At 67.6% G+C, this 21,702-nt stretch carries 25 protein-coding genes; 12 read left to right on the top strand and 13 right to left on the bottom strand.

The window, feature by feature from the left end; all coding sequences use genetic code 11:
• Positions 1–135 precede the first annotated feature (135 nt).
• Positions 136–2,043: a ribonucleoside-diphosphate reductase subunit alpha gene (locus tag L8H00_RS05910; RefSeq protein ID WP_242096326.1), complete on the top strand. Its 1,908-nt coding sequence runs from the start codon at positions 136–138 to the stop codon at positions 2,041–2,043.
• A gap of 175 nt (positions 2,044–2,218) precedes the next feature.
• Here L8H00_RS05910 and L8H00_RS05905 read toward each other — a convergent pair whose 3' ends face one another.
• Entirely contained in the window at positions 2,219–2,467 is a 249-nt protein-coding gene (locus L8H00_RS05905) for a DUF2171 domain-containing protein (RefSeq protein ID WP_242096325.1), read from the bottom strand.
• A 59-nt stretch (positions 2,468–2,526) separates the two neighbouring features.
• Here L8H00_RS05905 and L8H00_RS05900 point away from each other — a divergent pair, with 59 nt between their 5' ends.
• Complete coding sequence (locus tag L8H00_RS05900) at positions 2,527–2,727, top strand: hypothetical protein (protein WP_242096324.1); 201 nt, start codon at positions 2,527–2,529, stop codon at positions 2,725–2,727.
• A 207-nt stretch (positions 2,728–2,934) separates the two neighbouring features.
• On the top strand, positions 2,935–3,996 hold the full coding sequence (locus L8H00_RS05895; protein ID WP_242096323.1) for a ribonucleotide-diphosphate reductase subunit beta: 1,062 nt from the start codon (positions 2,935–2,937) through the stop codon (positions 3,994–3,996).
• Between the two features lie 209 nt (positions 3,997–4,205).
• On the opposite strand, the gene L8H00_RS05890 is transcribed toward L8H00_RS05895, so the two are convergent.
• Both L8H00_RS05890 and L8H00_RS05885 read right to left on the bottom strand, forming a co-directional pair.
• On the bottom strand, positions 4,206–4,874 hold the full coding sequence (locus L8H00_RS05890) for an opacity protein (protein ID WP_242096322.1): 669 nt from the start codon (positions 4,872–4,874) through the stop codon (positions 4,206–4,208).
• Positions 4,875–5,207: 333 nt separating this feature from the next.
• Complete coding sequence (locus L8H00_RS05885; protein ID WP_242096321.1) at positions 5,208–5,564, bottom strand: DNA primase; 357 nt, start codon at positions 5,562–5,564, stop codon at positions 5,208–5,210.
• A gap of 133 nt (positions 5,565–5,697) precedes the next feature.
• On the opposite strand from L8H00_RS05885, the gene L8H00_RS05880 reads away from it, so the two are divergent.
• Positions 5,698–6,654 carry a 2OG-Fe(II) oxygenase family protein gene (locus tag L8H00_RS05880; protein WP_242096320.1) on the top strand — a complete coding sequence of 319 codons (957 nt, stop codon included), beginning with the start codon at positions 5,698–5,700 and terminating at the stop codon, positions 6,652–6,654.
• A gap of 222 nt (positions 6,655–6,876) precedes the next feature.
• Here L8H00_RS05880 and L8H00_RS05875 read toward each other — a convergent pair whose 3' ends face one another.
• The 4 genes from L8H00_RS05875 to L8H00_RS05860 form a co-directional block, all read right to left on the bottom strand.
• Positions 6,877–8,466, bottom strand: coding sequence for a helicase HerA-like domain-containing protein (locus tag L8H00_RS05875; protein ID WP_242096319.1), 1,590 nt, complete (start codon positions 8,464–8,466; stop codon positions 6,877–6,879).
• Between the two features lie 282 nt (positions 8,467–8,748).
• Positions 8,749–10,263: a Do family serine endopeptidase gene (locus L8H00_RS05870; protein ID WP_242096318.1), complete on the bottom strand. Its 1,515-nt coding sequence runs from the start codon at positions 10,261–10,263 to the stop codon at positions 8,749–8,751.
• A 94-nt stretch (positions 10,264–10,357) separates the two neighbouring features.
• On the bottom strand, positions 10,358–11,221 hold the full coding sequence (locus L8H00_RS05865) for a protease modulator HflC (protein ID WP_242096317.1): 864 nt from the start codon (positions 11,219–11,221) through the stop codon (positions 10,358–10,360).
• The gene (locus L8H00_RS05860) at positions 11,218–12,342 is read right to left on the bottom strand and encodes a protease modulator HflK (RefSeq protein WP_242096316.1); all 1,125 of its coding nucleotides are present in this window, start codon (positions 12,340–12,342) and stop codon (positions 11,218–11,220) included. The genes L8H00_RS05865 and L8H00_RS05860 overlap by 4 nt, the downstream gene beginning before the upstream one ends.
• A 69-nt stretch (positions 12,343–12,411) precedes the next feature.
• Here L8H00_RS05860 and L8H00_RS05855 point away from each other — a divergent pair, with 69 nt between their 5' ends.
• The 4 genes from L8H00_RS05855 (at position 12,412) to L8H00_RS05840 (ending at position 14,785) form a co-directional block, all read left to right on the top strand.
• Positions 12,412–13,362 (top strand): Mrp/NBP35 family ATP-binding protein, encoded by a 951-nt coding sequence (locus tag L8H00_RS05855; RefSeq protein WP_242096686.1) that lies wholly within the window; start codon positions 12,412–12,414, stop codon positions 13,360–13,362.
• A 110-nt stretch (positions 13,363–13,472) separates the two neighbouring features.
• Entirely contained in the window at positions 13,473–13,904 is a 432-nt protein-coding gene (locus L8H00_RS05850; RefSeq protein ID WP_242096315.1) for a CoA-binding protein, read from the top strand.
• Positions 13,905–13,967: 63 nt separating this feature from the next.
• Positions 13,968–14,351, top strand: a complete 384-nt coding sequence (locus L8H00_RS05845) for a hypothetical protein (protein WP_242096314.1) — start codon at positions 13,968–13,970, stop codon at positions 14,349–14,351.
• Positions 14,348–14,785 carry a hypothetical protein gene (locus tag L8H00_RS05840; protein ID WP_242096313.1) on the top strand — a complete coding sequence of 146 codons (438 nt, stop codon included), beginning with the start codon at positions 14,348–14,350 and terminating at the stop codon, positions 14,783–14,785. The genes L8H00_RS05845 and L8H00_RS05840 overlap by 4 nt, the downstream gene beginning before the upstream one ends.
• 133 nt (positions 14,786–14,918) lie before the next feature.
• Here L8H00_RS05840 and L8H00_RS05835 read toward each other — a convergent pair whose 3' ends face one another.
• The 3 genes from L8H00_RS05835 to L8H00_RS05825 form a co-directional block, all read right to left on the bottom strand.
• Positions 14,919–16,082 carry an MBL fold metallo-hydrolase gene (locus tag L8H00_RS05835; RefSeq protein WP_242096685.1) on the bottom strand — a complete coding sequence of 388 codons (1,164 nt, stop codon included), beginning with the start codon at positions 16,080–16,082 and terminating at the stop codon, positions 14,919–14,921.
• 70 nt (positions 16,083–16,152) lie between these two features.
• Entirely contained in the window at positions 16,153–16,554 is a 402-nt protein-coding gene (locus tag L8H00_RS05830; RefSeq protein ID WP_242096312.1) for a DUF4345 domain-containing protein, read from the bottom strand.
• Complete coding sequence (locus tag L8H00_RS05825) at positions 16,551–17,012, bottom strand: DUF2721 domain-containing protein (RefSeq protein WP_242096311.1); 462 nt, start codon at positions 17,010–17,012, stop codon at positions 16,551–16,553. Before L8H00_RS05825 ends, L8H00_RS05830 begins: the two co-directional genes overlap by 4 nt.
• Positions 17,013–17,089: 77 nt before the next feature.
• On the opposite strand from L8H00_RS05825, the gene L8H00_RS05820 reads away from it, so the two are divergent.
• Complete coding sequence (locus tag L8H00_RS05820; RefSeq protein ID WP_242096310.1) at positions 17,090–18,166, top strand: GNAT family N-acetyltransferase; 1,077 nt, start codon at positions 17,090–17,092, stop codon at positions 18,164–18,166.
• A 38-nt stretch (positions 18,167–18,204) separates the two neighbouring features.
• Here L8H00_RS05820 and L8H00_RS05815 read toward each other — a convergent pair whose 3' ends face one another.
• The gene (locus L8H00_RS05815; RefSeq protein WP_242096309.1) at positions 18,205–19,314 is read right to left on the bottom strand and encodes an NADH:flavin oxidoreductase/NADH oxidase; all 1,110 of its coding nucleotides are present in this window, start codon (positions 19,312–19,314) and stop codon (positions 18,205–18,207) included.
• Positions 19,315–19,459: 145 nt separating this feature from the next.
• Here L8H00_RS05815 and L8H00_RS05810 point away from each other — a divergent pair, with 145 nt between their 5' ends.
• A complete protein-coding gene (locus L8H00_RS05810; RefSeq protein WP_242096308.1) occupies positions 19,460–19,762 on the top strand; it encodes a putative quinol monooxygenase in 303 nt (100 codons plus the stop codon).
• Here the strand turns inward: L8H00_RS05810 and L8H00_RS05805 are convergent.
• Together L8H00_RS05805 and L8H00_RS05800 are read right to left on the bottom strand one after the other, a co-directional pair.
• Positions 19,759–19,932 carry a hypothetical protein gene (locus L8H00_RS05805; RefSeq protein ID WP_242096307.1) on the bottom strand — a complete coding sequence of 58 codons (174 nt, stop codon included), beginning with the start codon at positions 19,930–19,932 and terminating at the stop codon, positions 19,759–19,761. The two genes, L8H00_RS05810 and L8H00_RS05805, sit on opposite strands and share 4 nt — an antisense overlap.
• 39 nt (positions 19,933–19,971) lie before the next feature.
• Positions 19,972–20,412, bottom strand: a complete 441-nt coding sequence (locus L8H00_RS05800; RefSeq protein ID WP_242096306.1) for a hypothetical protein — start codon at positions 20,410–20,412, stop codon at positions 19,972–19,974.
• 181 nt (positions 20,413–20,593) lie between these two features.
• Here L8H00_RS05800 and L8H00_RS05795 point away from each other — a divergent pair, with 181 nt between their 5' ends.
• Both L8H00_RS05795 and L8H00_RS05790 read left to right on the top strand, forming a co-directional pair.
• Positions 20,594–21,448 carry a type 1 glutamine amidotransferase gene (locus L8H00_RS05795; RefSeq protein WP_242096305.1) on the top strand — a complete coding sequence of 285 codons (855 nt, stop codon included), beginning with the start codon at positions 20,594–20,596 and terminating at the stop codon, positions 21,446–21,448.
• Positions 21,449–21,471: 23 nt separating this feature from the next.
• On the top strand, positions 21,472–21,654 hold the full coding sequence (locus L8H00_RS05790; protein WP_242096304.1) for a hypothetical protein: 183 nt from the start codon (positions 21,472–21,474) through the stop codon (positions 21,652–21,654).
• Positions 21,655–21,702 lie beyond the last annotated feature (48 nt).

The following is a 21,702-nucleotide window of genomic DNA, read 5'->3' as shown; positions in this document are numbered from 1 at the left end:
GCACCGCAACCTTATATCGGTTGGGCGGTTCGACCTTCCGCCGGCGATCGCGATGGACATGTTTTGTTCTCGCCCGGGCCGCCTTCGGTGATAGGATCGGGCAAGCTCCTGATTCGAAAGGCTGAGGAGCCGACGATGGATTTCAGGGACGACCGGGATAGCGACATGAGCACCGATACGATCGACACGATGGCCCAGACGGCCGAAGCCCCGACGGCGGCCACGCCGATGACGAGCAAGACGGTGAAGGCGCAGTCCTATCCGGTCGAGGTCGATCACAGCCGCGACGCGCTGCTCACCGATTTCGGCAAGGAGACGCTCACCGATCGCTATCTGCTGCCGGGCGAGGGCTATCAGGATCTCTTCGTCCGCGTCGCCTCGGCCTATGCCGACGATGCCGGCCATGCGCAGCGCATCTACGACGCGATCTCGCAATTGTGGTTCATGCCCGCCACGCCCGTGCTGTCGAACGGCGGCACCGGACGCGGCCTGCCGATCTCGTGCTTCCTCAATTCGGTGCCCGACAGCCTGAACGGCATCGTCGACACCTGGAACGAGAATGTCTGGCTGGCGTCGCGCGGCGGCGGGATCGGCACCTATTGGGGCAATGTCCGCGGGATCGGCGAGCCTGTGGGGCTGAACGGCAAGACCAGCGGCATCATCCCCTTCGTCCGGGTGATGGATTCGCTTACCCTCGCGATCTCGCAAGGGTCGCTGCGGCGCGGCTCGGCGGCCTGCTATCTCGACATCTCGCATCCCGAGATCGAAGAGTTCCTCGAGATCCGCAAACCGTCGGGCGATTTCAACCGCAAGGCGCTGAACCTGCACCACGGCGTGCTGCTGACCGACGATTTCATGGAAGCGGTACGCGACGGGTCCGAATGGAACCTGCTCAGCCCCAAGGATCGCACGGTACGCGCCACGGTCGATGCGCGCTCGCTCTTCCAGAAGCTGGTCGAGACGCGGCTCCAGACGGGCGAGCCTTACATCATCTTCGCCGATCACGTGAACAAGGCGATGCCCAAGCATCACCGCGACCTGGGGCTGAAGGTCTCCACCTCGAACCTGTGCAGCGAGATCACGCTGCCCACGGGCAAGGACCATCTGGGCGAGGATCGCACCGCGGTGTGCTGCCTCTCGTCGCTGAACCTCGAGACCTGGGACCAGTGGAAGGACCAGAAGGGCTTCATCGAGGATGTGATGCGCTTCCTCGACAATGTGCTCCAGGATTTCATCGACCGCGCCGAGCCCGGCATGGAGCGCGCCGCCTATTCCGCCGCGCGCGAGCGTTCGGTGGGCCTGGGGGTCATGGGCTTCCACAGCTTCCTCCAGGCCCGCGGCCTCGCTTTCGAGGGCGCGATGGCGAAGTCGTGGAACCTGCGCATGTTCAAGCACATCAAGGGCCAGGTCGACGAAGCGTCGATGCAGCTCGCGATCGAACGCGGTCCGTGCCCCGACGCCGCCGACATGGGCGTGATGGAGCGCTTCTCCTGCAAGATGGCGATCGCACCGACGGCGTCGATCAGCATCATCTGTGGCGGCACGTCTGCCTGCATCGAGCCGATCCCGGCGAACATCTACACCCACAAGACGCTGTCGGGATCGTGGTCGGTCAAGAACCCGTATCTCGAAAAGCTGCTGATCGAGAAATCGAAGAATTCGGACGCGGTGTGGAACACGATCCTGGAGCAGGGCGGCAGCGTCCAGCATCTCGATTTCCTATCCGCCGAGGAAAAGGATTGTTTCAAGACCAGCTTCGAGATCGATCAGCGCTGGCTCTTGGAACTCGCCGGCGACCGCACGCCCTATATCGATCAGGCGCAGTCGCTGAACCTGTTCATCCCGGCGGATGTCGAGAAATGGGATCTGCTGATGCTCCACTTCCGCGCCTGGGAGCTGGGGATCAAGTCGCTCTACTATCTGCGCTCGAAGAGCATCCAGCGCGCGGGCTTCGCCGGCGGCGTGGAGAACGACAACACGATCGAGCAGCCCAAATATCAGTTCGAAACGACCGATTACGATGAATGCCTGGCCTGCCAGTAACGCATGGGCGGCTTCGGATTGCGTGAGCAATGCGAAGGCTCGTCATGGCGGACGGCGGGGCCGCGCTACGGTGCCGTCTGAAGGCCGGGCGATGCGCGGCCGCCCGATACGAAAAGCCCCGGCTCGCAAGTCGCGAACCGGGGCCGAAAGTCTCGCGGGCGCGTGCCCGATCGGCTTACTCGGTCTCTTCGAGGCTCGTCACATTGTCGGCGGTCGCGCTCAGGCGGACCTTGCCGTCTTCGATTCCGGCCACCAGGCCGACCGAAATGTAATGATGCTTGGCGCCCTGGCCGTCCTGAGTTTGGGGGCTGTCGTTCTTGGTCAGCTTGATCCGGTCGCCGTCCATGTGGTCGACCGTGCCGACGTGCACGCCGTCCGCATCGACGACTTCCATATGCTCCTGGATCTGGGTGGTATCGACCATGATAAGGCTCCTGCGTTGAAGGTTGCGGGTGCGAAACGCATGGATGCGGATATGGTCGCATGACGTGGCAGGTCGGCATCATGTTCACCGTCGCGGGGCTGTTCACGCTGATCGGCATCGCGATGCTGGTGTCGCTCGCCTGGCCGACGGCACCTGCGCGCGTCTATGTGTTCCGGATGGTCGGCATCATGCTGGTCGCCGCCGGTTTCGTGCTCGGCCTGTCGGCCGACGCGATGTGGTCATGGGGGCCGGGGCGGTGAACGCGCGAATCGCACATCAACTCATGGTTGGCATTGCTTGGGTGGTGGTCGGCTATGGCCTTGCATCAAAGCCCGCACGGTATCGCGACCCACCTTGGCATCTATCCCTTTCCATCCCAGCAATTCGCGTCGTCGGCGCCGCTGCTGGCCTTATTGGCGTAGCGTTCGTCATCTTCGCTCTCGTTAAAGTATTTTAGGAGTAATCCCATGTCGCTCACCGAAGCCCGCAAGCAGTACAAGCCGTTCGAATACCCTTGGGCGTTCGATTTCTGGAAGCGCCAGCAGCAGCTCCACTGGCTGCCCGAGGAAGTGCCGCTCGGCGAGGATTGCCGCGACTGGGCGCAGAAGCTCAGCGAGCACGAGCGCAACCTGCTGACGCAGATCTTCCGCTTCTTCACGCAGGCCGATGTCGAGGTGCAGGATTGCTATCACGAGAAATATGGCCGCGTGTTCAAGCCGACCGAGATCAAGATGATGCTGACCTCGTTCAGCAACATGGAGACGGTGCACATCGCCGCCTACAGCCATCTGCTCGACACGATCGGCATGCCCGAGAGCGAATATGGCGCCTTCCTCGAATATGCCGAGATGAAGGAAAAGCATGACTACATGCAGAACTTCGGCGTCGATACCGACGAGGACATCGCCCGCACGCTCGCCATGTTCGGCGGCTTCACCGAGGGCGTGCAGCTCTTCGCCAGCTTCGCGATGCTGATGAACTTCCCGCGCTTCAACAAGATGAAGGGCATGGGCCAGATCGTCACCTGGTCGATCCGCGACGAGAGCCTGCACTGCGAGGGCATCATCAAGATGTTCCACACCTTCTGCCACGAGCGCCAGTGCCTCACCAAGGCGGTGAAGGACGACATCGCCGACGTGTGCCAGACGACGATCCGGCTGGAGGACAATTTCATCGATCTCGCCTTCGAAATGGGGCCCGTCACCGGCATGACGCCCAAGGAGATCAAGAAATATATCCGCTTCATCGCCGATTGGCGGCTGAATCAATTGGGCCTGAAGCCGATCTACATGATCGACGAACATCCCCTGCCTTGGCTCGCCCCGATGCTGAACGGCGTGGAGCACGCCAATTTCTTCGAACAGCGCGCCACCGAATATTCGAAGGCGGCGACCCGCGGCAACTGGAACGAGGTGTGGGACGGCTTCGACAAGCGCCGTAAGGCCAAGGCCGGCGTGGGCGCGCTGCCGACGCAGGATCTGGACGACAGCGGCGACATGTTCGCCGCGGCCGGGGTGGCGGCGGAGTAAGCGCGCCATGTACCGCTCTGGCAGGTGTCCGGGGCGGTACGCCGGTGGGCGAACGGTTGCGAGGGCCGCCGGTGCGACGGGCTGCCACGGATCTTGACGCAAGCGATCGGCAAGGGCCGCACGTATCCGTGCCCCATCTTCGCCGCACACCAAAAAGGGCGGGGGATGCCGCTATCCCCCGCCCCTTTGGCACTTTCGATCGCGAAGGATCAGAAGTGCGTGATGACGCCCAGCATCGGGCGCAGGCTGCGGAAGCTGCCATAGGTGTTCACCTCGGCGCGGATGCGGAAGCCCGCATTGCCGGTGATCCCCTTCAGGCCGATATCCTTCGGGCCGACTTCGGTGCCGATGCCGTAGGTCATCGCGCCATAGTCGCGGTTTAGGCTGGCGCCCGTGTTATACTGCGAGAAATGGTCGAAATTGACCCACTGATAGCCGACCTTGCCGTAGAACAGGCCGCTGTCGCCAGCGCGCACGCCGACGCGACCCGCGCCGCCATATTCCCAATCGATGTTGCCATCGATGCCCTTGACCACGTTACCTTCGACGCCGACGAAGATCGGCCCGAGCGGCACGTTGATGCCGGCGACGCCCTGAACCAGCGCACCCTCGAGGCGGTAGTTGTTGCGGACCGAACCGTTGGAGTTCAGCGCGCGCGGCAGGCCGTAACCTCCCTGGTTGTCGAACGATTCCCAGCCGCCCATCACGCCGAAATACGGCTCGATGCCGAACGCCTTCGAACCGTCGGGTGCGCGCGGGCCGCTGTCGGCCGGAGCGGCGGTGTCGACGGGAGCGGGCGCGGTCGCATCCTGCGCGAACGCGGGGGCAGCGGTGATCGCGGCAAACGCAGCCGCGGCGGCGAGGGTGAGCTTACGCATCGTTGTTCATACCTTCTATTATTAATGATCTTGGCAACCGAGGGCCACCCGAGGGTCACCGAAGTTGCCTAGGCCCCACAAAACCAGCCTTGAAGGCGATCGTTGCATTGCAGCGCAGAAATGCGCGGAACAATCAAAACTGTCGCATTTCCGCAACGGTTTCTTGCCAAAGCATGAATGCACTGCGGCAAGAATACGGCCGATGCGCGCCCTTGGCGAGGCGGTGCGTTCAGATCAGACTGTTCGCCATCGCTACCGGTCATCATCGGCAGGACGCAATCGATAGCCGCCGACCCGCAAACATCTGACCGCCGGACGAAACGACCCAATGGATCAGGGCTTCATTGCGACCTCGTCGGCATCGTCGAGTGTATCGTCGTCATCCTCGTCCGCGCCGGTGGCGTCGGCATCGAACGCGTCCTGCGCGTCGTCCTCGTCGGCGTCATCCTCGTCCATGGTGACGCTGGCGTCGCTCTCGCCGACCTCTTCGGAGTCCATCCGCGTCTCGTCGATCGACTCGTCTTCGTCGTCATCGTCGCCGATATCGGGCTGGAGGTCGGTCAGGATCACGCCGTCGCTGGGCCCGTCGCGCGTGGCCTCCATGATCTCGGCGCGCTGGCTTTCGTCATAGCCTTCCTCGTCATAGCCGTCGTCGCCCGATCCCATGCCGGGAACCTGATGTCCGCCCATGATCCGTCTCCTGATTGTGCCTCCAGCCCGAACGGTGGGGGCGGGGCACGGTTCCGTCGCGCGGGTCCGATCGGATTGGAAAGCGGCGCGCAGGCGCGTAAGACGGGCCATAACCCCTTGCCGGACAAAGACGATGCTCGACACTCCCGCCGCCCAGGTTCCGACGCTCAGCCTCGCCGAACAGGCGAGCGATCCCGATGGTTTTGCCGCCGCGCTCGGCGGATCGTTCGAACGCTTCGGCTTCGCGATCGTCGCGGATCACGGCGTGCCCGACGATCTGATCGCGCGCGCCTGGGTCGACACGCAGGCGCTGTTCGCCCGCGACGATGCGGAGAAGCGCGGCTATCACACGCCCGGCGGCGGCGGCGCGCGCGGCTATACGCCGTTCAAGACCGAGATCGCCAAGGGCGCGAGCGCGGTCGACCTGAAGGAATTCTGGCATGTCGGCCGCGAACTGCCCGAGGGGCATCGTTATGCCGCGCAGATGGCGGCCAATATCTGGCCGACACAGCCCGAGCGGTTTCGCGACACCTTCCTCGCGCTGTTCGCCGCGTTCGATGCCGCGGGCGACCGGCTGTTATCGGCGATCGCGCGCCACCTGAAGCTCGCCCCCGACTGGTTCGCGCCGGCGGTGAAGGACGGCAACAGCGTGCTGCGGCTGCTCCATTATCCGCCCATCCCCGCCGATGCGGAGGGCGTGCGCGCCGGTGCGCATGAGGACATCAACCTCATCACGCTGCTGCTGGGCGCGGAAGAGGCCGGTCTCGAACTGCGCGACCGCGACACCGGCGCGTGGCTCCCGGTCCGCCCGCCCGAGGGCGCGATGGTGGTGAACGTGGGCGACATGCTCCAGCGCCTCACCAATCATGTGCTGCCCTCGACCACGCACCGCGTCGTCAACCCGCCGCCCGAGCGACGCGGTCATTCGCGCTATTCGATGCCGTTCTTCCTCCACCCCGCGCCCGATTTTCTGATCAAGACGCTGCCCGGCTGCATTACGCCGCAAAACCCGAACCGCCATCCCGTGCCGATCACCGCGCACGACTATCTGCACGAGCGGCTGGTCGAGATCGGGCTGGTCAAGGCCTGAGGGGTCGCCGCTCGGTCCAGCTCCCGATCCGTTCGTGCTGAGCCTGTCGAAACGCTTTTCTCCGCGATCGCGCTTTCGCGCGCGGAACAGGCCCTTCGACAAGCTCGGGGCGAACGGGTTTGGTGCATAGGCGGCGCTTCATCACCTGAAGTCGGGCGCGACCTTGGTGCAAAGCCGGTCTCCGCGCCTCCGCGTAAACCATTCGGTACGCAAGGACGCCGGTCAGCGTCCCCGGAACAGATTTCCGAGCACGCCGCGCGCTACCGTCTCGAGAAGGCCGCCCGCTGCCGATCCGCCGCGGCTCTTCGTGCCGAACACCTGTTTGCCGATCTCATTGGCCACCTGCCGCCCGATCGACGAACTCGCGGCACGCGCCGCCGATGTCGCCATCTTCGCCCAAGGGCTGTTCGCCGAAGCCTGCGCCGCGGCGCGCGCCGCCTGCGCGTCGGCCTTCGACTGCGCCGCGGCGGTCTTTTCCGCATCGGTGGTCGCCTTGGCCGCGGCGACCGAAGCGCTCGCCTCCTGCGCCCGCGCGGCGAGCAGTTCCCCCGCAGACTCGCGGTTCACCGCGACGTCGTATTTCGCGCCGATCGCGTCCGTCTCGATCATCACCTTGCGCTCGTCGGCGGTGATCGGCCCCACCCGGCTAACGGGTGGCTTGACGAGCGTCCGCTCGACGGGGGTGGGCGATCCGTCGGCCTGGAGCAGCGAGACCAGTGCCTCGCCCACCTTCAGCTCGGTGATGGCGCTGGCCACGTCCACGCCCGGGTTGGCGCGGAACGTCTCCGCGGCGGCGCGCACCGCCGCCTGATCGCGCGGCGTGAACGCGCGCAGCGCATGCTGCACGCGATTGCCGAGCTGGCCTGCCACCGTATCAGGCACGTCGATCGGATTCTGGGTGATGAAATAGATGCCCACGCCCTTGGAGCGGATCAGCCGGACCACCTGTTCGATCTTCTCCAGCAGTGCCTTGGGCGCGGCATCGAACAGCAGATGCGCCTCGTCGAAGAAGAAGCACAGCACCGGCTTGTCGGGATCGCCGACCTCGGGGAGATGCTCGAACAATTCGCTCATCAGCCACAGCAGAAAGGTGGAATAGAGCTTGGGGCTGGCCATCAGCCGGTCGGCGGCGAGGATGTTGACGACGCCGCGCCCTTTGTCGTCGGTCTTGATGAAATCCGCCATGTCGAGCGCGGGTTCGCCGAAGAAATGCTCCGCGCCCTGCGAACGCAACTGGAGCAAAGCGCGCTGGATCGCGCCGATCGACTGTTTCGACACGTTGCCATAGCTGGTCGTCAGTTCGTCCGCCCGGCCCGCGCAATCGGCGAGCATCGCCTGGAGATCGTCGAGATCGAGCAGCAGCAGCCCGTCCTTGTCGGCGACATGGAAGGCGATCTGCAGCACGCCCTCCTGCACGTCGTTCAGATCCATCAGCCGGGCGAGCAGCAGCGGCCCCATCTCGGTGATGGTGGTGCGGACGGGATGGCCCTGCTCGCCGAACAGATCCCAGAACTGCACGGGATTGTCGGCATAGGTCCAGTCGGTGTCGCCGATCGCCGCGGCGCGTTCGGCAAAGGCGGCGTGCGTCTTCGCCGCCGGCGATCCGGCCATCGCCAGGCCCGACAGATCGCCTTTCACGTCGGCGACGAAGCACGGCACCCCGGCCTGGGAAAATCCCTCGACGATGCCCTGCAACGTCACCGTCTTGCCGGTGCCCGTCGCGCCCGCGATCAGCCCGTGGCGGTTGGCGCGCCGGAGATCGAGCGTCTGCCGCGTGCCGTCCGCCGCCATGCCGATGAAGATGTCGTCCATGTGCCGCTCCTGAACTGGGGTTATCGTACCATGCACCGTTCGCCCAGAGCTTGTCGAAGGGCGGGTTCCGCATACGAACGCTTACGTGCGGAGCGCGCGCTTCGACAAGCTCAGCACGAACGGAGATAGAGAGGGGATCGCGTTGACGTTATCCTGCTCTGAAGCCCTCTCCGCCATATCCGCCGGCATCGCGTAAAGTCGAGCCGTCTCCACCGGCCACCCGAAACGAAAAAGGCCGCCGCTCACCGGGAGCGACGGCCTTTTTCCGATCGAGAGAGCGGCTTATTTCTTGATCTTCACCGGGATGAACTGGCCGATCTTGCCGCGCTGCACGAACAGCAGCACCTGATCGCGCCCGGCTGCGCGCGCCGCCGCGACGCCGGCAGTGAGCGCTGCCACGGTGCGCGTCGGCGTGCCGTTGATCGAGACGATCACGTCGCCCCGCTTCAACTGCTTCTGCGCCGCATCGCTCGACGGATCGACCGAGGCGATCACGATGCCGGTCACGCCGGCATCGACCCCGATCGAGCGCGCGATGCCCGGCGTCAGCGGCACGACGTTCAGGCCCAGCGTGCCCGTCGCCGGCGCGGCCTGGGTCGAGCCCGAATCGTCGTCGGGCAGGCCGTCGTCATCCTCGCCGCCCAGCGTCTTCTGCAACACCTCCTCGCTCGGCCGCGTGCCCGCCGTCGCGGTCAGCGTCAGCGGCTTGTTGTCGCGGATCACGTCGAGCCGCGCAGTGCCGCCCGGCGGCACGTCGGCGACGAGGCGGCTGAGCGAATTCTGCGGGGTGACCTCCTTGCCGTTGACGCGGACCACCACGTCGCCCGCCTTCAGCCCGGCGCGCTGCGCCGCCTGATTGGGCTCGATCCGGCTGATGAGCTCGCCACGATCCTTGGGCAGGCCCAGTGCCGCGGCGATATCGTCCGTCACCGGCTGGATGCCGATGCCCAGATAGCCGCGCTTCACGCTGTTGCCGCGGCGAAGCGTTTCGATGATCGGCGCCGCGTCCTCGGCGGGGATCGCGAAGCCGATGCCGACATTGCCGCCCGACTGCGAGATGATCTGCGAGTTGATGCCGATCACTTCGCCGTTCAGGTTGAACATCGGGCCGCCCGAATTGCCCTGGTTGATCGCCGCATCGGTCTGGATGAAACGATCATAGGCGCCGAGCCCGACGCGGTGCAGCGCCGAGACGATGCCCGCGGTGACCGTCGAGCCGAGGCCGAAGGGGTTGCCGATCGCGAGCACCCAGTCGCCGACGCGCGACCGCGTGGAATCGCCGAAGCGGACGAACGGCAGGCCGGTCGCGTTCACCTTAAGCAGCGCCAGATCGGACGTCGGATCCTTGCCGACCACCTTGGCGGTATATTCCTTGCCGTCCACCAGGGTGACCGAGATCGACTCGACCGTCGCGCCCTTGGCGCCTTCGATCACATGGTTGTTGGTGACGACATAGCCGTCCGCCGAGATCAGGAAGCCCGAACCCAGCGACGCGCCCTCGCGCTTCACCGGCGGCCCCGATTGCGCGCCGCCGCCGCCGAACAGTTCGCCGAACGGCGTGCCGGCAAAGGGGTTCGCCTGCTGCTGCTGGACGATCGACTGTTTGGTCGAGATGTTGACGACCGCGGGCTGGAGCTTGGCCACCAGATCGGCGAAGCTCATCGGCGCGCCGGGCCGCGGGGCGGCCTGCGCGATCAGCGCGGGATCGTTCTGGGCGGTCTGGCCCGGCTGCAGCGCGAGCGACGCGGTCGCTCCCCCGAGGAGAAGTGCGGTGGTCAGGGCATAGGCATAACGCACGGGAGATTGGTCCTCTCGGTTCACGTTCGAAATCGGTTCGCCATGGCGGCGATCGGCTGAACGATGCTTGAATATGAACGAACGATTCAGGCGCTCAGCGCCCGCGACCCTCGAATTGTTTGAGATAGGCGTTGTTGGGCGAAAGGATCAGCGCGCTCGATCCCTCGGGCGTGGTGCCGTCCGCGCCGAACGTGTGCCGGTAGGACTGCATCGCGCGATAGAAATCGTAGAAGTCCGCGTCCTTGTTGAACGCATCGGCATAGATCTTGGCCGAATCCGCATCCGCCTGCGCGCGCACGATCTGCGCCGCCTTCTGCCCTTGCGCGCGGATCGTGATCGCCTCCTGCTGGCGCGCGGTGGCCATCCGGTTGAGCGCGCTGTCGAGCGGCGAGCCGACCGGCAGGTTCGCCTGCTTGATCCGCACGTCGACGATCTCGACGCCATATTGCGTCGCCACGCGCTGAAGCGCGGCCTGGATGTTGTTCATCAACTGCCCCCGCTCGGGGCTGAGCAGTTCGACGAACTGGCGCTTGCCGAGCTCGTTGCGCAGCGCCGAGCCGAGGATCGGGCGAAGCTGGTCGGCAACGCGATCCTCGCTGCCCGCGCTCACCACCATCTTGAGCGGATTGACCACGCGGTAGCGCGCATAGGCATCGACTTCGAGGCGGAGCTGGTCGGTCGAGAGCACCAGCGTATTCTCCAGGTCGATATCCTGCACGCGCTTGTCGACCCACACGATCCGGTCGATGAACGGGATGCGCGCGATCAGCCCGGCGCCGGTGCGGCCGAAGGGCTGGTTCGGCGCCCAGGCGTTCACGGTGCGCACGGGCTGTTCGAAGCGCAGGATCACCGCCTGTTGCGTTTCCGGCACGATCGCGAAGGTGGCCGCCGCCACGATCACGAGCAGCAGCGCCAGGATACCGGCCACCACCGGGTTGCGGAGCGACAGGCCGTTCACTGGGCGCCTCCCGCGGCAGGGGCGGGCGGCGGCGCGGCGCTCACCGTCGGATCGGGCAATTTGCGCGCGCCGGCCAGCGGCAGATATGGCGTGACGCCGGGCGTTTCGATGATCGTCTTGTCGGTCTTGGCGAGCACGGCTTCCATCGTATCGTAATACATGCGGCGGCGCGTCACCTCGGGGGCGAGCTTGTACTGCGCATAGACCTTGTCGAACGCCGCCGCCTCGCCCTGCGCGCGCGCGACCACCTGCTGCGCATAGGATTGCGACTGGTTGAGATTGGCCACCGCCTCCTGCTGCGCGGCGGTCACCTTGTTGAATTCCTCGACGATCCGCGATGGCGCGGCGGCCTGTTTGATCGCCACGCCCTGGATGCGGACGCCCGAATGATAATCGTTGAGGATCGCCTGGGTCAGATCCTGCACCCGCTGCTCGATCACGGTGCGGCCGGCGCCCAGCGCCTGTTTCAGCGTGGTCTGCGCGACGACGGCGCGCATCGCGCTTTCGGCTGCGGCGCGCACGGTCGACTGCGGATCGGCGAGCTGGAAGACGTAATCCTGTGGCGACGCGATGTTCCAGCGCACCGAATAGGCGAGATCGATGATGTTCTGGTCGCCGGTCAGCGTCAGGTTCTCGCCCTCGCCGGTCGGGAAATTCTCGGTGCGGATGCGCTGCACGTCCACCTTCGTCACATGCGCGATCGGCGCGGGCAGCGTCCAGCGGATGCCCGGATCGATGGTTTCCGAATAGGCGCCGAAATAGGTGACGACGCCGCGCTGCTGCGGGCTGATCGGATGGACCGACGTGTAGAGGATCCACACCCCCAGGATGATCGCGGTGCCGATCGCCCACAAGGCGCGCGCATTGGGCGCGGACGGCAGGCCGCCGCCGAAGCCGCCGCCCATTCCGCCGCCGCCGCCACCCGTCGCGCGCGCCTTTTTCAGGAAGTCGTCGAGCGCGCTCGGCCGGCCGATGGGTTTGCGGCCGCCGGGCGGCAGCGACCAGGGGTTGCGCGGGCCACCCTCGCCCGGACCGTCGCCCGAGCCACCACCCCAGGGGCCCTTGGGCGGTTCGGCGTTGAGGATCGAGGGACGCCGGGGCCAGCGCGAGAGGAATGTCATCCTGTCTTTATAGGAGGGCGCCAGCGGAAAAACAGTGCCAAGGGACCCATGCGGGCCTATCTCGCGCGCATGATCGATCTGGAATCACTGAAGGCCGCGGTCGCCGCCGTCACCGGCCCCCGCGCGACCGTGCGGATGGAGGGCACGCGCGTGGGCATCGTGCTCGACGCGACCGGCCTTGCCGCCGCCGAACGCGAGGCGATGGAGGCTGCCGCCAAACAGGCCGCGAACCGGCCCGGCGTCTCCGAAGTGCGGATCGTCGTCACCGCGGAACGCATGACGCGCGCGCTGATCGCGGTCGCGAGCGGCAAGGGCGGGGTCGGCAAATCGACGCTGGCCGCCAATCTGGCTATCGCCCTGTCGCGCGGCGGGCGACGCGTCGGGCTGGTCGATGCCGATATCTACGGCCCCTCGCAGCCCAAACTCATGCACTGCGAGGAGGCCCGCCCCACCGCGCACGGCAAGGTGCTCGATCCGGTGCCGACGCGCTACGGCGTGCCGCTGCTGTCGATGGGGCAGCTCGTCGATCCCGGCAAGGCGATCGCATGGCGCGGGCCGATGGCGGCGGGCGCGCTCGGCCAGCTGGTCGAGGCGGATTGGGGCGCGGTCGACACGCTGGTGCTCGATCTGCCCCCCGGCACCGGCGACGTGCAGTTGACGATGGTGCAGAAATACCGGCCGGCCGGCGCGGTGATCGTCTCCACGCCGCAGGATCTCGCGCTGATCGATGCGACGCGCGCGATCGATTTCTTCGACAAGGCGGGCGTGCCGATCATCGGCCTGGTCGAGAACATGGCCGGCTATGTCTGCCCGCATTGCGGCGAGAGCTCCGATCCGTTCGGCAGCGGCGGTGCCGAGGCGGCGGCGGCGCGGCTCGGCATCCCCTTCCTCGGCCGGGTGCCGCTCACCATCGCGATCCGCACCGCATCCGACGCGGGCGAGCCGCCCGCCGCCGATCCGTCCGACACGGTGTTCGCACCGATCGGCGCGCGGGTCGCCGCGTGGCTGGCATCTGCATGAAACCGGCGCGATGAAACCGGCAGGCGCGATCGGCGTTGTCTTGTCACCGGTCGTACCCGGCGCGTAGAGCCGTGGTACGAGCGGACCAGTTTTCCTCGGACGGAGACGTCATGCCGCTCACCACCGATGCCGACATAAAGGCGCTGCTGGACGAGGCCCGCACGATCGCGATGATCGGCGCGTCCGACCGGCCGGACCGGCCCTCCTATGGCGTGATGGCGACGCTCCAGCGGCACGGATATCGGGTGATCCCGGTGAACCCGCAGATCACTGGCGAGCATGTGCACGGCGAGTTCGTGTTCCGCGATCTGTCGCAGCTCGGCGACCCGATCGATATCGTCGACATCTTCCGCAATTCCGCCGCGGCGGGCGAAGCGGTGGACGCGGCGATCGCAGCGGGCGCGAAGGCGGTTTGGATGCAGCTCGGCGTGATCGACGAAGCCGCCGCCGCGCGGGCCGAGGCGGCGGGGCTGAAGGTGGTGATGGACCGCTGCCCCGCGATCGAGATCCCGCGCCTGGGCGTCGCGCCGATCGCGGCGTGACGGCATCGGGGCTTGCGCGATCCCCGGTGCTGCGTCAGGATCGGCGCATAGAGGGATGCGCGCATGCTGATGATGCCGATGCTGTTGCTCGCGGGGGATCCCGACGCCCCGCCCACGATCCTGCCCGCTACGCTGATCGCCAATGCGCTGGCGCGCACCACCGCCGAGCATCGGTGCACGCCCGATCCCGATTCCACCGACGTGACGGTATGCGGCCTGCGCGGCGCGGACCGTTTCCGCGTGCCGTTCGCGCAGCATGCCGTCGCGCGCACCGATGACGTGACCGCCACTCGCGCCGCGCTGCTCCACGAACGCACGCCGATGGAGGAGATGGGGCCGTTCCTCGTCGGCGGCGGGATGGCGGGCGTGCACGCCGGCACCAGCTTCGGCCCCGGCGCGGAGAGCGGGAAGGCGAGCGTCGGCGGTTTGCGGCCGCTCGCCCCATGATCGGCGCCGCGCTGCTGATCCTCGCGCAGACGGCACCCGCCGCGGCGGCGCCCGAGCGTTTCTCGATCCTCGTCGATCCGTGCGCGAGCGCCAATGACGACAAGGGCAAGGACATCGTGGTGTGCGGCCGGACCGACGCGATCACCCCGCGGCTGCCGCTCCGCGATTTCCGCGGGCCGCCCGATCATGCGGTGCCCTCCAACCCCGATCTGAAGGCCTCCGTCGCGCTCGACGGGCCGAGCGCGCGCGGCGAATGCGGCGCTTATGGCGAGGCCTGTCCGGTGGCGATGGGCGGTTACGTGCTGCCCGCGATCATTGGCGGCGCGGTCGACGGCGTGAAGCGCGCCTTCGCCAAGCATCCCGACAAGACCGGGCGCGTGCCGATCGACCTTGGCGACCCGCCGCCCATCCCCGCCAACGCGCTCCAGCCCTGACGCGCGTCCGGCCGATCCCGACGCGGGATCACGCTGCTTAGATCCGATCTCTGCATCCGTTCGTGCTGAGCGTGCTGCGATGGGCTCAGCACGAACGGGTCTCGTGATCCGGTCACGCCAATGCCCTCCCGCTCTATTGCATCGCCTTCACCCTCGGCGTGTCGAGGCAGCGGAGCAGCGCGTCGCGCGACATGGCGGGGACGGGCGCGGGCTTCGCATAGGGGGCGATCTCGATCGGGCGGCCGATCGGCTCGGCGACAAAGCCGGTCTGCCCGGTGCACGCCATCGCCGCCGCCAGCAGCTTGGGCGGCGTGTCATACGCCTCGTAGGACAGGCGGAACGTGCCCCAATGGATCGCCATCGCGTGCGCGGCGCCCAGATCATGGTACACCGTCACCGCATCGACCGGGCCGATATGGCTGCCGATCGCCATCTGGCCGGGCACGAAGCGGAACGCGCCGATCGGGATCATCGCGAAGCGGATCGGGCCGTACGCCGCCGCCTCGGCGGGCCAGCGGCCGTCGCCCATGCCGGTGTCGCCCGCGAAGAAGACGTTGCCGCCCTGCGGCATCGTGACGACGAAGCCCGACCAGAGCGCCCGGTTGCGATCGGTGTTCCACCGCGTGCCCCAGTGATGCGCGCGCGTGACGATCACGTCGATGCCCGGCCGGATCGGCACCCGCTGGCCCCAATCGACCGCGGTCGCCTCCGCGCCGGTTTTGGCGATCACGCTGTCGTTGCCGAGGCTGGTGACGATATGCGGCCGGTCGCGCCGCCACAGCCGGCCGATCGTCGCCAGATCCATATGGTCGTAATGATCGTGGCTGAGCAGCACCACGTCGATCCGGGGCAGCGCGTCGAACGCGATGCCGGGCGCCGTCACCCGCTTCGGCCCGAAACCCAGCGGCCCGGCGCGATCGCTCCACACCGGATCGGTGAGGATGTTCAGCCCCTGCGTCTGCACCAGCACCGTCGCGTGGCCCACCCAGGTGACGACCATCCGCTCGCCCTCGATCCGCGCGGCGGGCACCGCACTGGGCGTCGCCACGCTTTCCGGCCATTTCGGCCGCCCGTCGGTGCCGGTGAAGAATCGCCAGAAAAAGCCGATCCGGCTGCCGCCACTCGGCACGCCGATCGTATCGGCGTCGCCGTCCGGATTGCGGAAGCGCGCGCCGTCGAAATGGTCGGTGGCGGGGCCGCGATAATAGATCCGGTCGAGGAAGCGCGGTACGATCGTGATGGCCAGTGCGAGCACCACGATCAGCAACAGGATGAGCGTACCGACGATCTTGAGGATGGATGCCACCAATTTATTCTGCCTGCCGGAACACCTGGATCAATCCCAACGCGGCGCGCGCGGCGATGGTTCAGCCCTGCGCGCGATAATGCCGCGCGAGCCGCCATTGCCACAGCATCAGCAGCGGCACCACGATCGTCTCCATGCCGAGCCCGAGCACATGCCCGCGCGACGGCACGCCGACCGCGAGCAGCGACACCGCGCGCGACAGCCCACCGACCACGATCAGCCCGCCGAGCAGGCGGAAGCGCGGGCCCTTCGTCTCGATCGCCGGGATGCAGCTGGCAAAGCCCAGGCCGGTCGCGAAGAAGATGCCCGAGATGTAGCGGAAATGGCTGTCCAGATCGCGCGGCACCGCCGCCAGGTGGCCGAACGGCGCGGGCCCGTGGACGATGCCCTGGCCGCCGACGACCAGCGGCAGGAGGCAGGCGACCGCGACGATGCCCTGCAGCAGGCGCTTCTCCATGGTCATCGCCGGTCTCTTTCAAGCAGTTCCTGCCGCACATGGATCGCGCGCAGCGACACCCGCACCTCGACCATGAATCCGGTGAGCGCGGCGATCAGCAGCAGCATCGCCATAATGAAGGTGAGCGCGACGAACGTCCCGAAATGCAGCTTCGCCAGTTCGGCCACGAACAGCAGCACGACGACGATGCACGTCATCACCGCGCTCGCCACCGCGAGCGACAGGCTGGCGTTGATGATCGAGATCCGCCGGTCGAGCAGCCGCAATTCGCGGACATAGCGCTGGCGATCGGCGCCGGCCGCGCTCGGGTGGAGCTGTTCCAGCGCGCGGGCGCGGTCGATCACGCGCGACAGCCGCCCGGCCAGCACGTTCAGCAACGCGCCGATGCCGGCCAGCATGAACACCGGCGAGAGCGAGAGCGAGATCGTCTGCGCGATCGTGGAGACGGCGGGAAGCGTGGGCATGATGGCCCGGTTTGCCGCGCCCGCCCGGCACGGGCAAGCGGAACCGGTTGGTAAGGTCGGGCGGTTAATGCGGGATCGTGAACGCGCCGCTGTCCCTCGCTGCCTTCGTGCGCCTGCCGCCGGTGCTCCGCGCCGAATTCGTCGACGGGCTCGCCGCCGGGATCGATGCGGTGGCCGAGGCGGCGGCGCCGACGCACCGGTTCCTGCGCTACCAATGGTTCGCCGGTGCGATCGCCGCCTATGGCGGGCATCCGCGCACCCTGAGCGTTGCTGAGGACGGCGTGCCGGTGCTCGCGCTGCCGTTGGTGGGACTGGGCCCCGGGGTACTGCGGCTGTCGGCGGTGCCGGGCAGCTATTGGCCGTTTCGCAGCTTTCCGGTCGCCGACGGCGTGACGCCGCCTGCGTTCGAGGCCGCGCTGGCGGTGCTCGCGGGCGCGGTGAACGGGCTGCGCATCGGGCCGGTCTATGACGGCGATCCCGCGGCGGACGGGCTGATCGCGGCGGCGCGCGCGCGGGGCTGGGTGGCGCTCGACCGGTTCGTCGCGGAGAGCTGGCTGCTGGAGATGGGCGAGGATTTTCCGCGCGGATCGACGCTGCGCAAGAACCGCTTCCACGAAAAGCATCTGGCCGCGCACGGCGCGCTCGACTGGCGCTTCCTGGCGGGCGCGGACTGGCCGGCGGCGTTCGCGGACCTGGCCTCGATCGAGCGCAGGAGCTGGATCGCGGCGCGCACCGACGGCCGCGACGCCAAGTTCACCGACGATGGCCATGGCGCGTTCTGGGCCGCGGCGGCGGGCGATCCGGTGCTGGCCGCGATGTTCCGCGCCGCGCTGCTCACGGTCGACGGCGCCCCTGCAGCGTTCAGCTTCGACCTCGATGCCGGCGCGCTGCGCTATGCCATCGCGAACAGCTATGACCCGGCGTTCGCCAAACATTCGCCGGGCAAGCTGCTCTATTATCGCAACCTCGTCGCGGCGAAGGCAGAGGGGACGAAGCGGATCGACTGGGGCGCGGGCGACAGCGGCTACAAACAGGTGATCGGCGCCGAGCGCGGCCCGGCGATCCGCGACTGGCTGCTGCTCCGCCCCGGACTGCCCGCGTTGCTGGGTCCGCTGATCGGGCGCTGGTGGCGGCGCAGCGGGCAGGGCGGTTAGAGCAGGACATTGGCTTGATCGGATCAAAGTAACGGCGTTCAATCCCCCGTCGCGAACAGATCCTTGTACTGCCGCGGCTGCGAGCGGAGATATTGATCGGGCGCCGTCACGTGCGCGCCGAGATGCGCCGCGGCGTGCCAGGGCCAGCGCGGATCGTAGAGGATGGTGCGCGCCAGTGCGACCAGATCGGCGTCGCCCGTGCCGATAATCGCCTCGGCCTGTTCGAAATCGGTGATGAGCCCGACCGCGACGACCGGGATGCCCACCGCCTGTTTCACCGCGCGCGCCGCGGGCACCTGATAATTGGGGCCGACCGGGATGGCCTGGGCGGGATCGAGCCCGCCGCTGGAGACATGGATCGCCGCACATCCCCGCGCCTCCAGCGCTTGCGCGAAGGCGACCGTCTGTTCGACGTCCCAGCCCCCCGCCACCCAGTCGGTGGCCGAGACGCGCATCGTCACCGGCCGCTCGGCCGGGAAGGCCGCGCGCACCGCATCGAACACCTCGAGCGGGAAGCGCATCCGGTTTTCCAGGCTGCCGCCATAGGTGTCGTCGCGCCGGTTGGAGAGCGGCGAGAGGAACTGGTGTAACAGATAGCCATGCGCGCCGTGCAACTGCACCGCATCGATCCCCAGCCGCGCCGCACGCCGCGCCGCCTCAGCAAAGGCCTCGCGGACCGTTGCCATGCGTTCGGGCGTCATCGCATCGGGCGCATGATCGCCGGGTGCGAAGGCAGTGGCCGAGGGCGCTTCGGCCTGCCAGCCGTCGTCGGAACCGGGCGCGATCTGCGCGCCGCCGCGCCACGGCACTTCGCACGACGCCTTGCGCCCGGCATGCGAAAGCTGGATCGCGATCGGGATCGGCGACCAGCGGCGGATGCTCTCCAGCACCCGCGCCATCGCCGCCTCGGTCTCCTCGTCCCACAGCCCCACATCGCCATAGGTGATCCGCCCTTCGGGCACGACCGCACTCGCCTCGATCGTGAGCACGCCCGCGCCCGACAGCGCGAGCTGGCCGAGATGGATCAGGTGCCAGTCGGTCATCCGGCCATGATCGGCGGAATATTGGCACATCGGCGCGATGACGATCCGGTTAGCGAGGTGAAGGCCACCCAGATCGAGCGGCTGGAACAGGGCGGGACCGGACATGATGAAACCTTTGCGTTGGGCGTGCCTCTAAAGCCGCCACGGGTGCGAAAGGTTGCCGGCGGGCGGCAGGGGCCACCCGTCGCAACGGCCTTGCCACCGCAGCGAAGCGGGCGCACGACGCCATCTTCAGCCAAGGAGAGAAACGATGCCCGTCAAGGTGGTTGCGCTCGTGTCAGTCAAGCCGGACGCGGATGACGCGTTCGTCGCTGCGGCGAAGATCTGCGTCGCAGCGTCGCGGGCGGAGGCCGGCGTTCTCCATTACGAGCTGTGGCGCGAGACCGATGGTGAGCGGCGGTTCGTCTTCAACGAACTCTACACCGACGATGCCGCGGTCCAGCAGCATATGGCATCCGACCATTTCAAGGCGTTCGGCCTGGCGGCACGCGACCTGGCGGCGGCGCGCCCCACCATCATCGTCACCCACCCGGTGGACGTCGCGGACGGCTAGGGCGTCCGTTTTCCCTTGGGCGGCAGGCCGCTGGTCTTCGCGACCGCCGCGAAATGCTCGGCCAAGTCGATATGCAGCGCCGCCAAGGACTCGATCGGGGAAGCGACGGCGGCGGCCACGTGCCGGGCCGCCTCTGCCCTCGGGTCGTCGATAAAGGGGGATCGGGGCATCGGGCTTCCTTCGGGTGCGGGTGACGGCCGGCGCGCGTGTCAGCCCGAACCCGGATGCTCCGCGTCGGTGGCTTCCATGCCTTCCACCCCGGTCATGCCGGTCGCTTCCGCCGCCGCTATGCCGGAGGTGTCGATCACCTCGATGTGCCGGCCATCTGCCGTGATCTCGCGCGGATATTCGGCGGCGGTATCCTGGTCCGGCCCCGTCGGGCCGGGCTTGGGTCCGGTCTCGCCCGTCGCGGCCCAATCGCCACCGTCGCGCACCATGTCGTTCGGCGAATCCTCCGTTTCGGGGCCCGCATCGTCGCCGCCGTGATAGCCGAGGCCGGGGCGATCCCCGTCGCCATCCTCCTGCACGCCGCGATAATTGCCGCCGCCGCTTTCGCCGCCGGCACCGCGCCCGCCCGGATCGCTGAAGCCATCGGGCATGTTCTCGCTGTCATTGCCGCCACTGACGGGCGTCGGCACCTTGCTGCTCATGTCGATCTCCTTCGCGCGTACCAACGAGCGAACCGCCGCTTAAGGCCAATCGACCGCCGCCGTCATCGGCAACCCAGGTGTTCGCCCCCGCGCAAGCCCGTGGAGCGAACCGGCAAGCGGACCGTTCCCCTGCGACCCGCGCGGATCATGGGATCCCCGCGCGCTATCAAGCGAGTAGCCTGTGCCGAACTATCTGGTTGCGCAAAGCGAGTTGCCCGAGGAGCGCGATGCGCGCCGCCGCAACGCCGGCAAGAGCGCCGGCGAAACCTACAAGGCGACGCTCGCCCAGCTCGCGCCGGAAGCGACGATCGCCATCGCGTCGCCCGCAGACGAGGATGCGCCGCGCTTCGCGGCCGAGGATCTGACCGGTTACGACGCCGTGTTCCTCACCGGATCGCCGATGCACGTCTATACCCGGAACAGCGCGGTCGATCGCCAGCTCGCCTTCATGCGCGCGGTGTTCGCATCGGGCGTGCCGTCGTTCGGGTCGTGCGCCGGCCTGCAGGTCGCGGTGGCGGCGGCGGGCGGCACGGTGCGCAAGATGCCCGAGCGGATGGAGGCCGGCATTGCGCGGCGGATCGTCGCGACCGAAGAGGGTCGATCGCACCCGCTGCTGGCCGGCCGGCCCGACGCCTGGGATGCGCCGGCGATCCATGGCGACGAAGTCGAGCACCTGCCACCCGGCGCGACGCTGCTGGCGGGCAACGGCGTGACCGCGGTGCAGGCGGCTGAGATCCGGTTCGAACGCGGGATCTTCTGGGGCGTCCAATATCACCCCGAACTGGCGCTCGGCGAGATCGCCGTCGCGTTGCGGGCGCAGGCGGCGGATCTGGTCGCGGCGGGGCTGGCCGACGCGCAGGCCGATGTGAACGCCCGTGCGGACGATCTGCTGGCGCTGCACCGCGATCCCGGCAGCCGGGCCCTGCGCTGGAAGCTGGGCGTCGACGCCGAGTTCGCCGAGGAACGGTGGCGGCGACGGGAGATCGTGAATTTCCTCCGTCATGCGCCGATGCTGCGGCAGCGCGCCGCGCGCTGATCGGGGGCGGGAGAGGGCCCGCGATGGCGCTTCACTTCATCGGCTTTCGCGGCGACGAATATGTCCGCGCCGTCCGCGTCTTCGGTCCGCCCGATTTCATCCACCGCGGCTGGGATCGCTGGGCCAGAATGGAGGTGATGCCCGGCGACGTGGCGATCTTCGCGCGCGGCACGTTCGAGGACGAGCCCTCGGTCTTCTCCGTGTGAGGCGCGTGAAACCCGCGACCTATTGCCGGATATACCGGAAATACCAGA

The sequence above is a fragment of the Sphingomonas sp. CROZ-RG-20F-R02-07 genome (assembly GCF_022662335.1).
In the GTDB taxonomy this organism is placed as follows: Bacteria; Pseudomonadota; Alphaproteobacteria; order Sphingomonadales; family Sphingomonadaceae; genus Sphingomonas.
This window is presented reverse-complemented; position numbering and strand designations above follow the sequence as displayed.